The 14,354-nt window shown below is 64.6% G+C and carries 11 protein-coding genes and 2 tRNA genes; 11 read left to right on the top strand and 2 right to left on the bottom strand.

The features are described 5' to 3' along the window. Window positions 1-22 precede the first annotated feature (22 nt). Window positions 23-778, bottom strand: coding sequence for an alpha/beta hydrolase (locus ACX80C_RS07080; RefSeq protein WP_459325663.1), 756 nt, complete (start codon window positions 776-778; stop codon window positions 23-25). A gap of 209 nt (window positions 779-987) precedes the next feature. Here ACX80C_RS07080 and ACX80C_RS07075 point away from each other — a divergent pair, with 209 nt between their 5' ends. The 5 genes from ACX80C_RS07075 to ACX80C_RS07055 all read left to right on the top strand — a co-directional run bounded on the left by ACX80C_RS07075 (window position 988) and on the right by ACX80C_RS07055 (window position 7,357). Beyond that, window positions 988-2,442 (top strand): YibE/F family protein, encoded by a 1,455-nt coding sequence (locus ACX80C_RS07075; RefSeq protein WP_459325883.1) that lies wholly within the window; start codon window positions 988-990, stop codon window positions 2,440-2,442. Window positions 2,443-2,644: 202 nt separating this feature from the next. After that, the gene (dusB, locus tag ACX80C_RS07070; RefSeq protein WP_459325662.1) at window positions 2,645-3,823 is read left to right on the top strand and encodes a tRNA dihydrouridine synthase DusB; all 1,179 of its coding nucleotides are present in this window, start codon (window positions 2,645-2,647) and stop codon (window positions 3,821-3,823) included. Then, window positions 3,807-5,153 carry a deoxyguanosinetriphosphate triphosphohydrolase gene (locus tag ACX80C_RS07065; protein ID WP_459325660.1) on the top strand — a complete coding sequence of 449 codons (1,347 nt, stop codon included), beginning with the start codon at window positions 3,807-3,809 and terminating at the stop codon, window positions 5,151-5,153. Before dusB ends, ACX80C_RS07065 begins: the two co-directional genes overlap by 17 nt. Before the next feature lie 55 nt (window positions 5,154-5,208). Further along, complete coding sequence (dnaG, locus tag ACX80C_RS07060; RefSeq protein ID WP_459325659.1) at window positions 5,209-7,230, top strand: DNA primase; 2,022 nt, start codon at window positions 5,209-5,211, stop codon at window positions 7,228-7,230. A 54-nt stretch (window positions 7,231-7,284) separates the two neighbouring features. Continuing rightward, window positions 7,285-7,357, top strand: a tRNA-Asn gene (locus ACX80C_RS07055). Between the two features lie 102 nt (window positions 7,358-7,459). Here ACX80C_RS07055 and ACX80C_RS07050 read toward each other — a convergent pair. After that, complete coding sequence (locus ACX80C_RS07050; RefSeq protein WP_459325658.1) at window positions 7,460-8,683, bottom strand: multidrug effflux MFS transporter; 1,224 nt, start codon at window positions 8,681-8,683, stop codon at window positions 7,460-7,462. Window positions 8,684-8,903: 220 nt separating this feature from the next. Here ACX80C_RS07050 and ACX80C_RS07045 point away from each other — a divergent pair, with 220 nt between their 5' ends. The 6 genes from ACX80C_RS07045 to ACX80C_RS07020 all read left to right on the top strand — a co-directional run bounded on the left by ACX80C_RS07045 (window position 8,904) and on the right by ACX80C_RS07020 (window position 14,250). After that, the gene (locus ACX80C_RS07045) at window positions 8,904-10,340 is read left to right on the top strand and encodes a sugar porter family MFS transporter (RefSeq protein WP_459325657.1); all 1,437 of its coding nucleotides are present in this window, start codon (window positions 8,904-8,906) and stop codon (window positions 10,338-10,340) included. Between the two features lie 87 nt (window positions 10,341-10,427). Further along, window positions 10,428-11,285: a phage holin family protein gene (locus ACX80C_RS07040; protein ID WP_459325655.1), complete on the top strand. Its 858-nt coding sequence runs from the start codon at window positions 10,428-10,430 to the stop codon at window positions 11,283-11,285. Between the two features lie 63 nt (window positions 11,286-11,348). Next, on the top strand, window positions 11,349-11,957 hold the full coding sequence (locus ACX80C_RS07035) for a CDP-alcohol phosphatidyltransferase family protein (RefSeq protein WP_459325654.1): 609 nt from the start codon (window positions 11,349-11,351) through the stop codon (window positions 11,955-11,957). Window positions 11,958-11,970: 13 nt separating this feature from the next. Beyond that, a complete protein-coding gene (locus tag ACX80C_RS07030; RefSeq protein ID WP_459325652.1) occupies window positions 11,971-12,861 on the top strand; it encodes a DMT family transporter in 891 nt (296 codons plus the stop codon). A gap of 47 nt (window positions 12,862-12,908) precedes the next feature. Then, entirely contained in the window at window positions 12,909-14,105 is a 1,197-nt protein-coding gene (locus ACX80C_RS07025; protein WP_459325650.1) for a glycosyltransferase, read from the top strand. A gap of 71 nt (window positions 14,106-14,176) precedes the next feature. Then, window positions 14,177-14,250 (top strand) — tRNA-Ile (locus ACX80C_RS07020). The last annotated feature ends 104 nt before the right edge of the window (window positions 14,251-14,354 follow it).

The following is a 14,354-nucleotide window of genomic DNA, read 5'->3' as shown; positions in this document are numbered from 1 at the left end:
TCCTATCTTGGAGTAGGGACGGTCAGAGGGTCACGGCGAGCGGCGAGTTCTGCTCCAGCAGCGCGGCAGCGCGCCGCAGGTGTTTCGCTTCGACCGGCGCGCCCGTGTTGCGGGAGAAAGAGTCGAGCAGGTAGGAGGCGCTGAGCTCGTGCCACACCGGGATCTTCCTGAACATGAAATGCCCGGCGCCCAGCAGTGTGGCGTAGTGGACCTCGTCGGCGATGGACAGTACGCGCTCGGCGAAGCGAAGCGACTGACGCGGTGACGTCCACCGGTCGGCGGCGCCGTGCATTATGAGGATGCGCTTGCCCGCCACTTGCTGGACCGGCGTCGTACTATCCAGCCACGGCGCGAGGGCGACCACGGCCCGGACCTGCGGGTCATCCGCCGCGCACAGCGCTGTCAGCCCACCCATGGAATGGCCGAGGAGGTAGACGGGGATGCCCGGATGCCGCTGGTGGATCCGTTCCAGGGCCCACCTGGCATCGTGCAGGGGCGACATGTGCGTTCCGTTCCAACCCCTCACCCGGTTCCGCAGGCTCCAGGTCTCCAGGCCGGCGGAAGCGCCCCAGGAGTGCAGCAGGCGGGCGAAGGGCACCATGCGGGCGGGACTGAGGTGCCGCGAGCGTACCGGTTCGAAGCTGTTCGCGCGTCCGCCATGCAGCACGAGCGCCACGCCACGGACGGGACCTTCGCCCGGACGGACCATCACCTCCGGCGCGTGCGCCATCGCGCTCGCCGGATTCTCGTCCGCCTCGCTGAATCGTTCCCTCGCCATGCACACTCCATTGCTTGACAGTGCCGGACCGACTTCCGGCCGCCGGCTGACCAACTGCGTAGAATCCTCTTCGGGACCATGCAGGAGACCGGCCGTATCCATCCTGCCAGCAGTACGCCGACAGCAAGGAACTTCAAGTGGGCCACAGCCATATCCACGCCTCGGACCAGCGCGGCTCCTCTCTGAGTTCGGAGCAGAGGGCCGCGATGATGGGAACCCGGAGAAGGGCAAACCTGCTTCTCGCGGCAGTCCTGGTTCCCCTCGGGATCATCACGATCATCGGGATGTTTCTGCTCTGGCCGACCGGCAATCAGTCCGAGGTCGCCGTCCCAAGCCCCTTCGCGACCGCGCCGGGAACTTCCATGGACGTGGGCACCGTTCAGCGGGTGGTCCTGGAGGATTGCCCCTCGTCCCAGCCGACGGTCGAGGCCGGCGGTGAGGCCCAACAGTGCCAGGTTGCCTACACCCTCCCTGATGCCGGCGGCTCCGCCGTCCCCGTGGAACTCAACCCCGAGGTGGCCCGCTCAGGGCAGGTCGACCCGGGCGATTCCATCCGGTACCTCAACCTTGAGGGCGTCATCAGCGGTGCCGGCGCCCCGTACATCTTCGTCGACTTCGTCCGCACCCTTCCGATGGCGGCGCTCGCGGTGCTGTACGCCGTCGTCGTCGTTTCGGTGGCGCGTTGGCGCGGGCTGCGGGCGATCATCGGGCTGGTCGGCGCGTTGGTGGTCCTCGCCCAGTTCGTGCTTCCCGGCCTCGTGGAGGGCAAGCCGCCGCTGCTGCTTGGACTCGTGGGCTCGGTGGTGATCATGATCGGCGTCCTCTATTTTGCGCACGGCTTCTCCGCGCGGACGTCGACGGCTTTGCTCGGCACCATCTTCGGGCTCGGCATCACTGCGCTGCTGGCTGCGTGGGCAACCGACACCGCCAACCTCACCGGTGTGGGAAGCGACAGTTCGAGCGCCCTGATCAATGCCGCGCCGGCGGTCTCGCTCTCGGGCATCATCCTGTGCGGGCTCATTATCTCCGGGCTTGGCGTGCTGAATGACGTGACGATCACCCAGTCCTCGGCGGTTTGGGAGCTGTACGAGCTCGCACCCCATACCCCCACCCGGCGGCTTTTCGCCGGGGCCATGCGCATTGGCCGGGACCACATCGCCTCCACGGTCTACACCATCGCCTTCGCGTACGCCGGAGCGGCGCTGCCCCTGCTGCTCCTCGTCTCGCTGCAGGACAGTTCCCTGGTGGAGTCGCTGACCAGCGGCGAACTCGCCGAGGAAGTCCTGCGCACGCTCGTGGGATCGATCGGTCTGGTTCTCGCGATTCCGGTGACCACGCTGGTAGCCGTGCTGGTGGTCAAGGCCGTGGGTACCCGTACGCATGCAACGCACGACGACGGCGGCGCTACTTTCCGCGCCGTCGGACACGCCGCCGTGCCTGAGGACGCTACGCCCGCGGCGCTCGCAGCCGAGGAAGCGGCAGCGGCAGCGGCAGCGGAGGAAGCTTCAGCGTCCCCTGGCGTTCCCGCGGGTTCTGACGCGGCAGGCTCTGACGCAGCCGCTGGCATTGCCCCGGGTTCCAGCGCCGAAGGTGCCGCGCCGCAGACTGGGGAAGACGCACCGCTTCCAAGCCGCCGCGCCCTCCGCGAGCAGAATTTGCGCTGACCTGCACCGAATCGGCGATTGTGCCCGCCGAGCAGCCCCCAATGTGCCCGCTCAGCGGGTCACGATGCACCGAACCCGCGAATCCGTTCCCTTCCCGCGCAGGAAGGTGACTCGATGCCGCGTCGCCTGCGCCAAGCCGGCGGATCCGTTGGGCCGGTGCCGCCGGACTCTCCGATTTGCCCCGTCTTGCGACAATGGACGGGTGAGCATTGCACCAACGTCAACCGCGGCGAGGCTGGATCTTCCTCCGTTGCGCCTCGGCGGCATAACCGTGAACACTCCGGTGGTTCTCGCTCCGATGGCCGGCATCACCAATACCGCGTTCCGCAGGCTTTGCCGGGAGTACGGCGGGGGACTTTACGTCTCCGAGATGGTGACCTCCCGTGCCCTCGTTGAGCGCAACCCGGAGTCCCTGCGGATCATCTCCCACGACGCCGACGAAAAAGTACGCTCCGTCCAGCTCTACGGTGTCGACCCGAAGACGGTGGGCGCAGCCGTACGCATCCTCGTCGAGGAGGACCGCGCGGACCACATTGACCTGAACTTCGGCTGCCCCGTGCCCAAGGTCACCCGCAAGGGTGGGGGAGCAGCCCTGCCCTGGAAGCTGGATCTGTTCACCTCGATCGTCCAGGCCGCCGTGCGTGAGGCGAGCCGCGGTGACATCCCGTTGACCATCAAGATGCGCAAGGGCATCGATGAGGATCACCTGACCTTCCGGGAAGCGGGGAAAATTGCCCGGGATGCCGGTGTAGCCGCCGTCGCTCTCCATGGCCGCACGGCCTCTCAGTTCTACTCGGGAACGGCAGACTGGAACGCCATCGCTGAGCTGCGCGAGGCACTTCCGGACATCCCGGTCCTGGGCAACGGCGACATCTGGAGCGCCGAGGACGCAATCCGCATGGTGCACCAGACCGGCGTCGACGGCGTTGTTATTGGCCGCGGCTGCCAGGGCCGGCCGTGGCTGTTCGGCGACCTTGTAAACGCTTTTGAGGGCAGCGACCAGCGGCACAAGCCCGGTCTGGGCGAGGTGGCGGACTCTGTGTACCGGCATGCTGAACTGCTGGTGGACACGTTCGGCAACGAGATGATGGCGCTGCGGGACATCCGGAAGCACATGGCGTGGTACTTCAAGGGTTACGTGGTCGGCGGAGACCTGCGCGCAGCACTCGCGGCCGTGCCAACCCTCGAGGTGCTGCGCGGGCTGCTGGACCAATTGGACCGGTCATCCCCCTATCCCGGTGTTGACGCGGAAGGACCACGCGGGCGTGCAGGTTCGCCGAAACGCACTGCGCTGCCGGAGCGCTGGCTGGAGGCCCGCCGGCTAAACGCTGACCAGCAGGCCGACATCGCTGCAGCGGAAGTGGATGTCTCCGGTGGCTGAAACCCGTCCGGCCGGCTCAAGACCAAATGAAGGCAGCCAGAACGCATTGAACCAGAACCAGAACCCGCTTACTCCCGGCTACACCGACGCTGACATGCAGCGTTGGGCGGATGAATCCCCAAAGAGTACGCACCGTACCCACTTCGAGCGTGACCGCGCACGCGTCCTGCACTCGTCGGCGTTGCGCCGGCTCGGCGCCAAAACGCAGGTGGTGGCCCCAGACACTGATGACTTCGTCCGCACCAGGCTCACGCACAGCCTCGAAGTTGCCCAGGTTGGCCGGGAGCTCGGCCGCTCCCTGGGGTGCGATCCCGACATTGTGGACGCCGCCTGCCTCTCCCACGACCTCGGTCACCCGCCGTTCGGGCATAACGGCGAAGCGACGCTCAATGACCTTGCTCACTCGATCGGCGGTTTCGAGGGCAACGCGCAGACGCTGCGCCTGCTCACCCGGTTGGAGCCGAAGGCCACCCGCGCAGACGGCGCACCCGCAGGCCTCAACCTGACCCGTGCCAGTCTTGACGCCGCCTGCAAGTACCCCTGGACAGCAAAGGAAGCCCCCGTCATCCACGGGCATCGCACCTCGAAGTTCGGCGCCTACACGGATGACCTGCCGGTCTTCAGCTGGTTGCGGGCCGGGGCTCCGGCCGGCCGGTCCTGCCTGGAGGCCCAGGTAATGGACCTTGCCGATGACATCTCCTATTCCGTCCACGACGTCGAAGATGCCATTGTCGCCGGCCACTTCCAGCTCAAGTGGATGGACAATCCCGACCACCGCGCACGCGTAGTCGGTTACACCCAGCAGTGGTATCTGCCGCACTCGGATCCCGCCGCCGTCGACGCCGCGCTCGCCCGGCTCGAGGCGACCGACGTTTGGGTCCGCGAAGCTGACGGCAGCCGAAAGGCCATGGCTGCGCTGAAGGACATGACCAGCCAGCTCATCGGGCGGTTCTGCCTGAGTGCGCTGGAAACCACCCGCGGGATCTACGGAACGGACCCGCTGACCCGCTATGCCGCGGAAATGGTGGTGCCCGAGGAGACCGTGACGGAGATCGCCGTCATGAAGGGACTGGCGACTACTTTTGTGATGACCAGCGTCCACCGCCAGCCCATCTATGAGCGGCAGCGGGAGGTGCTCTCCTCGCTCGTACAGCAGATGGCTGCGGCCGGGGACCGCTACCTGGAGCCGATGTTCGCGGCGGACTGGAAGGAAGCGAACGACGACGACGCCCGCCTCCGCGTGGTCATCGATCAGGTCGCTTCCCTCACCGACGCCTCAGCGCTGACCCTTCACGAACGCGTCGTCGGACCTGTTCCAGCCCTCTGGTAGAGGCTTGTCGGAGCGGGCACCGGGAGTGTCGGCGGCTGCACATACACTGGTTGGCATGGCTGGACTCATCAAGCGCGAAGACATCGATGAGGTTCGCCAGCGCACAGACATCAAGGAAGTTGTTGACGGCTACGTCACGCTGAAGTCCGCCGGCGTGGGTTCCTGGAAGGGACTCTGCCCGTTCCATGATGAGCGTTCGCCGTCCTTCCACGTGCGTCCGCAGATGGGGTCCTATCACTGCTTCGGTTGCGGTGAGGGAGGGGACGTGTTCTCGTTCATCCAGAAACTGGACCATACCTCTTTCGCTGAGACAGTGGAGAAGCTGGCTGCCCGTATCGGGTACGAGCTGCGGTATGAGGACGGCGGCACGGGTCCCCGGCGGGAGGACACCGGCAAGCGTCAGCGTCTCCTCGACGCGCACAAGATTGCATCTGAGTTCTACCGGGACCAGTTGCTGACACCGGAGGCGGCCGTTGGGCGTACCTTCCTGCAGGAACGGGGCTTCGACCGGGCGGCCGCTGAGCACTTCGGGGTCGGTTTCGCGCCGCAGGGATGGGACGGGCTGCTGAGCCACCTCACGGGCAAGGGATTCACGCTCGATGAACTGAAGCTCACCGGGATGTTCAGCATGTCCTCGAACAACGCCGGGCGGCTCTATGACCGGTTCAGGGGACGCCTCATCTGGCCCATCCGCGGGATCACGGGTGAAACGGTCGGTTTCGGTGCCCGCAAGCTGTTCGAGGATGATCCCGGGCCCAAGTACCTCAACACTCCGGAAACCTCGCTCTACAAGAAGTCGCAGGTGTTGTACGGGATCGACCTCGCGAAGAGAGACATCGCGAAGACGCGCCAGCTCGTGGTCGTCGAGGGCTACACCGATGTGATGGCCTGCCACCTCGCGGGGGTCGGTACGGCCGTTGCAACCTGCGGTACCGCTTTCGGGGCGGACCACATCAAGATAGCCCGGCGGTTACTGTCCGACGACGGCACGGGCGGCGAGGTGATTTTCACCTTCGACGGCGACGCCGCGGGACAGAAGGCCGCGCTGCGGGCCTTCGAGGAGGACCAGCGCTTCAATTCCCAGACCTATGTCGCGGTTGGGGCGGACGGTGCGGATCCGTGTGAGTTGCGGCAGAGCGCCGGAGACCAGGCTGTTCAGGACCTCATTGCCACCCGCCGGCCGCTCTTCGAGTTCGCCATCAAGGCATCGTTCGAGCAGTTCGATCTCTCCACCGGCGAGGGCCAGATGAAGGCGTTGCGGCACGCAGCGCCCATCGTCGCGAACATCCGCGACGTCTCCCTCCGGTCCATCTATACCCGCGAACTTTCGCGCTGGCTCGGAATGCAGTTCGTGGGAGAGGACCAGGTGGTGCGGGCAGTTGCGGCGGCGGCCAAACGCGCGGCCGGCACTCCGTCCGGTAACCAGGGGAATCAAGGTAATCAAGCAAGCCAGGGCAATCAGGGTAACCGGACAAGCCAGTCCGATGACCGGCGTCGTCCGGGTGCGCCGGAGCAGCGCCGTGATTGGCGGAACGACGACGACGGCGCGCCGTCCCCGTCAGGGCAGCCGCAGGAGCCGGTAGCCGAGGCACCGCGGTTCAGCCGCCCGGACCCGAGGGATCCTGTGGCGCGGATGGAGCGTGAGGCCCTGGAGGTTGTGCTGCAGCATCCCGAGTTCCTTGATGCCGCTCAGTGGGAACGGTTCGCCGATTCCCGGTTCTCGGTGCCGGCCTACGCGGCATTGCATGATGCGGTGCGCGCGTCCGGTGCAATGTCGTCGGCCGATGTTTCGTCGAATTGGGTTGAACGGGTCCGCCAGGAAGTCCCGGAGGTACTGCGAGGATTTGTGAGCGAGCTCGCGGTGACGCCGCTGCCCGCGAAGGATGCTGATGCGCTTGCTCTCTACTGCAGGGACATCCTGAACAGGCTGTCGGAACTGCGCATCACCCGCCTGAAGGCGGAGAAGCTCAGCGCCCTCCAGCGGCTGGACTCGAGCGCCGATCCGGCGTTGTTTCAGCAGCTGAACCGGGAGCTGATGGAGCTTGAGATGGAGCGCCGTGCACTGCGTTCGGACTAGGCTCAGCCAATTTCACTTCGCGGCTATTCCTCTGTAGAGTTGTTCTCGCTGCTTTCCCCCGTAGCTCAATTGGCAGAGCATTCGACTGTTAATCGAAGGGTTACTGGTTCAAGTCCAGTCGGGGGAGCAAATAGGCTCCTGAGCTGCGGAAACGTAGGTCAGGAGCCTTTCTCTTTAACCGCAGCCCTTCTCGTTGACTGCTCGCCCCCCGGATGGTTCGGCCCACCTGCTAGTGCAGAGCGGGCACCGTGCTTGGGCGCACAACCGTCCAGAGGAACACCGCACCTAGTCCTATGCAGGAGGCCATGACTGCCGCCATGGGAGTGGCTGAGTCGATCCCCAGGACGCCGACGATGGGGGAGATGATCCCCGCAAGGCCAAACGTCGTCGCGCCCAGCAGGGAGGCCGCGGTGCCTGCCTGTGCGCCGTGGTTCGCCAGCGCGAGGACCTGCACACAGGGGAAGGTGAAGCCGGCAGCCATGATGTAGAACCACAGGGGTACGGCTGTGCCCCAGAAACCGAGCCCCAGGTAGTCGGTTGCGATCATGGTCATCGCCATCAGGAACATGGCCGCAGTCGAACACGCGATGATCCATTGCGGCCCGACCCTCCGCACCACCCGCGCGCTGATCTGGACGGCGGCGACGATTCCGAGCGAGTTCACGGCGAACAGGATGCCGTACTGTTGCGGATCCAGCCCGTATACGCCCTGGAAGAGGAAGGGTGACGCCGAAAGGTAGGAGAAGAGGCCTGCGAAGTTCATGCCGCCTACGAGCAGGACTCCGATGAAGATGCGGTCGGTCAGCACCGCGCGGTACCGCTGGAGCGCAGTCGACGACGACGCCTTCCGACGGTCCGCAGGGAGCGTCTCGATAATGAGGAAGCTCACCGCAAGGATGACCAGGAAGCCATAGGCTGCCAGGAACCAGAAGATGCCCGGCCACGGCATGACCACGAGCAGTTGCGAACCGATCACTGGAGCGAAAATGGGGGCCATGCCGTTGACCAGCGCCATGTAGGAGAGCATGCGCACGAGGGGGTAGCCGCTGAAGAGGTCGCGGATCATCGCCATGGCGACTACCCCGCCGCCCGCCGCGCCCATGCCCTGCAGCACCCGGAACACCATCAGCATGCCGATGTCAGTCGACAGGGCCGCACCAAGCGATGCCACCACATGGAGGCTTGTGGCCATGATCAGCGGCAGCCGCCGTCCGACCTTGTCGCTCAACGGCCCAACCAGCAACTGGCCCGCCGCGAATCCTACGATGGTTCCGGTCAGGGTGAGCTGAACCGCCGCTTCGGTCACGTTGAGGTCATCCTGCAGGGCTGGGAATGCAGGCAGGTAGAGGTCGATGGTGAAGGGACCAAGCGCGGTCAGGGTGCCGAGGATGACGACGTAGACGAGCTTCTGGCGGCGGGAGAGGGTGTCGCCGGGATGGGTGGTGGTACTCAACGGATACCTAACATGCGAACAGATGTACGAAGCACTGCGACGCTGCAGGCGGGGATGGGAGAGGCTGGCTGACAGGGATGCCTGAGCCGGGGGAAGCGCGTGTGGTTGCCACAGCGAATCAACATCTATTCTAGAGCCCCTGCGCAAGCCCCCGGGTGTTACTCAGCGTGCTTTGTATTGACGTAGGCTGAAGTGCAAGTAGAAGGTGAAGGAGCACGACGTGAATGCCAGCGGTGGGAACAGGACAGGCGGCGCTTCGGTACAGCCGCACACTGGGAAGGTCATCGGTGTTTCCGTCGCTGCTGCGGTGGGCGGTTTGCTTTTCGGCTTCGACACGGCCGTCGTCAACGGCGCAGTGGATGCCATCCAGGAGGATTTCGGCCTCGGCGAGGCTGTCCTGGGCTTCACCGTCGCGATCACCCTTCTAGGTTGCGCGGCCGGAGCCTGGTTCGCTGGTGACCTGGCCGACCGGCTGGGGCGCAAACGGGTCATGTTCGGCGCTGCCATCCTCTTCCTCGTCAACTCCGTGGGTTCAGGTTTTTCGTTCAGCGAATGGGACCTGATGTTCTGGCGGCTGGTCGGGGGAGTCGCGATTGGCATCGCCTCGGTCATTGCACCCGGCTATATCGCGGAAATTGCGCCGGCGAAGTGGCGCGGCGGACTGGCGTCCATCCAGCAGCTGGCTATCACCGTGGGTATCTTCGCGGCGTTGCTCTCTGATGCCTGGCTCGCTGATATCGCAGGAGGCGCCACAGGAGAACTCTGGTGGGGACTGCCGGCCTGGCGCTGGATGCTGCTGGTCGGCGTCGTACCCGCGATCATCTACGGCGTGCTCTCCCTGACCATCCCGGAATCACCGCACTACCTTATCCGCGGCGGACGCGACGCCGAGGCTGCGCACGTGCTGTCCCGTGTGACCGGTGTCAAGGACACGACCACGAAGCTGAATGAAATCCGTTCCACGCTGCGGATGGAGGACAAGACCAGCTACCGCGATCTTCGCGGCCCGGCGCTCGGGCTTCAACCCATCCTCTGGGTGGGCATGGCCATCGCAGCGCTGCAGCAGCTCGTGGGCATCAACGCGATCTTCTACTACTCGACCACCCTGTGGCAGTCGGTAGGGTTCAGCGAAAGCGACTCATTCACGACGTCGGTGATCACCTCCGTGATCAACGTTGCGATGACGTTCGTGGCCATCTTCTTCGTCGACCGGATCGGGCGGCGGAAGCTCTTGCTGGTCGGCTCCGGAGGCATGTTCGTCGGGCTGCTGGCAGCAACTGTCTCCTTCGCCCAGGCAACAGGCAGCGGCGAAGACGTCTCGCTGCCCGGGATCTGGGGGCCGGTCGCGCTGATCGGCGCTAACCTCTTCGTGGTCTTTTTCGCAGCCACCTGGGGCCCGGTCATGTGGGTGACGCTCGGGGAGATGTTCCCGAACCGCATCCGAGCCATCGCTTTGGGTGTAGCCACCATGGTCAACTGGATCTTCAACTTCATCGTGACCCTCGCCTTCCCCTGGGTCAGCGAGAACCTGGGTGTATGGCTCATGTACGCAGTGTTCACGGGTTTCGCGGTGGTTTCATTCTGGTTCGTGAAGACCCGGCTCGAGGAATACGCGGGCCGTGAGCTCGAAGACAGGGACGACGTCGTGGCGCGCTAGGTGCCGAAGCGCCCGATGGGGCGCCGCACCGAATATGCGTCGGTGGTAATTTTGGGAACAGGTTGAAACAGTGCGCAGGACATACTGATGGAGGCAGGGCATATGGAAAGCTCGGGCAGCACGCGGGTAAATCGATCCGGCGGCACGCCGTCGATCATTGGGCTGATCAAGCTGCTGCTGCGGCTGACGCCCCGCCAGTTTGGCGATGAGTTCTCGCTCGCCAAGGAACAGCTGAAGCAGAAGGGCATCAAGGCGGGCATTGCTGCGGCCTTCTTCGTGGTCGCGCTGGTCTTCCTCGCCTTCCTTGTGATCGCCCTGATCGTGGCGGCCATCATGGGCCTTGCCACGGTCATGCCGGCATGGCTCAGCGCACTCTGTTTTGCAGCGCTCTTCCTGATCATCGCGGCCATTGCCGCGCTCATGGGACTGTCCCGTTTCAAGAAGGCGCTGCCGCTGCTGCCCGAGGATGCCATCCGCGGCATCAAGTACGACATCGGCGTGTTGAAGGAAGGCAGGCAGTTCAACCCGGCCACGCTGGATGTGAAGAAGCCGGCTGAAGAAAAGAAGCCCAAGCACAAGGACGACGACGGCGCGCCGAAGCCGCCACAGCCGTCGTACGCGGAACTGCGCAGCCGCTCGGGCAGGCGCCGCGACCATATCGCCGAAACCCGCGACGAACTGGGCCGCGGAATGGACTTCAAGGCGCAGTTCAGCGGTGCGAAATCCCGCGCGAAGGACGCCGCTACCCATGCCAAAGCCTCGGCGGCTCATGCCAAGGATGCAGCGGTTACCCGTGCGCACGCGTCGAAGTCTGCCGGGACCGGTGGTGGACAGGCTCCGGCACGGCACGACCACACCCTCGCCGATCGTTGGAAGCCGTTGAGCGTCGTCGCTGCATCCGCGGCTGCGATCGCCGTGATGGTGCGCAGGCTGGTTGCCAAGTAGCGGTTCGAACTCCGCCTGGCGGGCTGCGACGATCCGGGCCTGCATAATGGGAGCGGAGGGACAGTGATCAGACTTATTGGCGCGGGGGGTAAGCCGGGGCAGCCTGGGCCCGAATTGAACACTTTCTGGACCGTACCCAACCTTCTTACGGTTGTGCGGTTCTGCGGCGTGCCGCTGTTTGTCCTGTTCATCGTCCAGCGCAACTATTCGGCCGCCGTTGTGACGCTGGTCCTGCTGGGTTCCACGGACTGGATTGACGGGTATATCGCACGACGGTTCGACCAGGTGTCGTCGGTGGGGAAGTGGCTGGACCCGGTTGCGGACCGCACCGCACTGATAGTCATTGCCGTGACGTTCGTCGTGGATGGGATCGCACCGCCGTGGCTGGTGTGGTCGATCGTAATCCCGGACGCGATTCTCATCATCAACGCGCTGATACTGTTCCACGGGCCCGTGCACCTGCCGGTGACAACGGTGGGCAAGATACGCACCGCACTGCTGCTGGTCGGCTCGCCGCTTCTGCTTCTGAAGCGGGTGGAAGGCTTCGATCAGCCCTGGCTCACCATCACCGCGAACGTACTGCTGATCCTTGGCTGCGTGGGCCACCTGATTGCCTTCTACGGCTACTTCACGGCCGCCCACCGCAAGTACCGTCTGGAGCGTTCCGCATGATGGAAGCAGGCGCATGGCCTGGCTAGCAATTGTTCTGGCGCTGCTCGGGGCCTGCTTCCTTGCAGTGGGCGCGCAACGCCAGGGCAGCGCGGTGCGCTCCAATACCGGCGGGCTCTCACTGAATTCCACAGGCTTCATGCGCCTGCTGCGAAACCCCCGGTGGATCCTCGGCCTGATCCTCCTCGGCGTGGGAATGGCCCTGAACGTGGTCGCGCTCAGCCTGGCCAGCCTCACTGTCGTGCAGCCGATCGGGGCGATCGCGCTGGTCATCACCACGATCGTGAACTCAAAGGACCAGGGCGTGCGGATCAACCGTGCGACCGTCGTGGCTATCGCTGCGTGTGTCACCGGAAGCGCGCTGTTCGTGCTGCTTGCGGTCAATGTGACCCGCAAGGACCACGTGGTGCTGCCGGCCCAGGAGCTCACGGCCGTGTTGCTGCTGTGCGTTGCGGTTGCCCTGTTCGGGACCCTTGCGGTGGCGTTCAAGCGTCGCCTGAACGCCTTTGCCTACATCCTGGGCGCGGGTGTTCTGTTCGGGTTCGTTGCGGTGCTGACCAAGATCATCGCGACCCACCTGCTGGATCCAAACGGCCGGTTCATCCTCAACGTTCCGCTATACAGTGTCCTGGCGATCATCGCAGCTGCAGCGCTGGGTTCGTGGTTCGTGCAGAGCGCGTATGCAACCGGTCCACCGGATCTGGTGATCGCCGGGCTCACCGTAATCGACCCGATTGTCGGCATCGCCGTCGGAATCATCGTGCTGGGAGAACTTCAGCCCAACGTCGAATCCGTGATCGCGATTGCCATGGGAGTAGCGGCGTTCGTTGCTATTGTTGGGGTGATAGCCCTGTCGCGGCACCATCCAGATGTTGTCAAGCGGCAGAAGGAAGCACGACGGCGGTAACGCCTTTCGCTGCTTCGCCCACCGTTGCCAAACCCGAGGACTACTTCGTGACTGATCCGGCAGCAGACGCGCCGCTGACCATCCTCATCGCTGCAGACACCTACCCGCCGCACATCAACGGCGCAGCCCAGTTCGGGTACCGGTTGGCCAAGGGCATGAAGGCGCGTGGACACAAGGTTCACGTTCTCGCTCCGCACACCACCAACGGCAAGAGCTTCACGGAGCCGGGAGGCGAGTGGGCTGTCCACCGCCTGCGCTCGCACTCGGTGCCCACGCATGAGTACTGGCGCATCTGCCTGCCGTGGGAAATCAAGCGGGAGATCAGCATGTTGTTCGACCGCGTGCAACCCGACGTCGTGCACATCCAGTGCCATTACATGGTCGGCGAGTACGCGCTCTATGAGGCTGTGAAGCGTGGCATCCGGGTGGTGGCCACCAACCACTTCATGCCCGAGAATCTGAACCCGTTCCTCCCGTTCCCGCAGTGGTTCAAGAACATCGTCGCGAAGAACTCGTGGCGGGATATGGGCAAGGTGATGGGTAAGGCCAACGTCGTCACCACTCCCACCCCGTTGGCAGCGAAGGCTATGCATGAGCACGCATTCCTGCGCAAGGTGCTTCCGTTGTCCAACGGCATTGACGCCTCCGCGTACGAGCCGCGGCCGGGGGAGAAGGTTGAGCGCCCGAACCATCCGACTGTCCTGTTTGTCGGCAGGCTCGCCGAGGAAAAGCACGTTGACGTACTGATCGACGCCGTCGCCAAGACGCCTGAGGAATTGAACCTGCACCTCGAAATTGTCGGTGGAGGCGAGGTTAAGTCGGCACTCCAGGCGCTGGTGTTGCGTCTGGGCCTGAGTGGGCGGGTGAAGTTCCTGGGCTTGATTTCCGACGAGGAACTCCGCCAGGCTTACCTCCGGGCGACGGTTTTCTGCCAGCCGGGAACTGCCGAACTCCAGTCGCTGGTGACCCTGGAGGCCATGTCCGCCTCAACGCCTGTCCTCCTCGCCAACGCCATGGCGCTGCCGCACCTGGTGGAGGACGGTTCGAACGGGTACCTCTTCACTCCACATGACAGCGCTGAGCTTGGCCGCCGCCTCACCGAGATCATTTCGATGCCGGAGGCGGAGCGTGAGCGCATGGGCAAGATGAGCAGGTCGATGGTGGAGAAGCACAGCATCAATGCGACCCTCGCGACGTTCGAGGATCTCTACTATGGCCGGTTCCACGCGGGTGAAGCTGTATAGCGCCCGGTCGGTCTGCGTCCTGACCGCGGGCATGGCTAGAATGGGTCTGCGCCGGGTACCACCGGCGTTGCGGGGCTGTAGCTCAGCCGGTTAGAGCAGCGGACTCATAATCCGTTTGTCGTGGGTTCAAGCCCCACCAGCCCTACAACACTCCCGCATGGAGCAAAGGAATCCTCGGCTTACACAGCCGGGGATTCCTTAGTTCTATTGGTGTGGTGCAACAAGTTACTGGCGGGTAACATTACCGGA

The organism is Arthrobacter tecti (assembly GCF_054511355.1).
Note: the sequence above shows the minus strand (reverse complement) of the source record. Positions and strands in the feature narration are given on the sequence as shown.

Bases quoted from the DNA above. Each gene is read 5' to 3' on its own strand.
- ACX80C_RS07080 (WP_459325663.1), bottom strand. From the start codon at position 778: ATGGCGAGGGAACGATTCAGCGAGGCGGACGAGAATCCGGCGAGCGCG.
- ACX80C_RS07075 (WP_459325883.1), top strand. From the start codon at position 988: ATGGGAACCCGGAGAAGGGCAAACCTGCTTCTCGCGGCAGTCCTGGTT.
- ACX80C_RS07065 (WP_459325660.1), top strand. From the start codon at position 3,807: ATGTCTCCGGTGGCTGAAACCCGTCCGGCCGGCTCAAGACCAAATGAA.
- dnaG (WP_459325659.1), top strand. From the start codon at position 5,209: ATGGCTGGACTCATCAAGCGCGAAGACATCGATGAGGTTCGCCAGCGC.
- ACX80C_RS07040 (WP_459325655.1), top strand. From the start codon at position 10,428: ATGGAGGCAGGGCATATGGAAAGCTCGGGCAGCACGCGGGTAAATCGA.
- ACX80C_RS07030 (WP_459325652.1), top strand. From the start codon at position 11,971: ATGGCCTGGCTAGCAATTGTTCTGGCGCTGCTCGGGGCCTGCTTCCTT.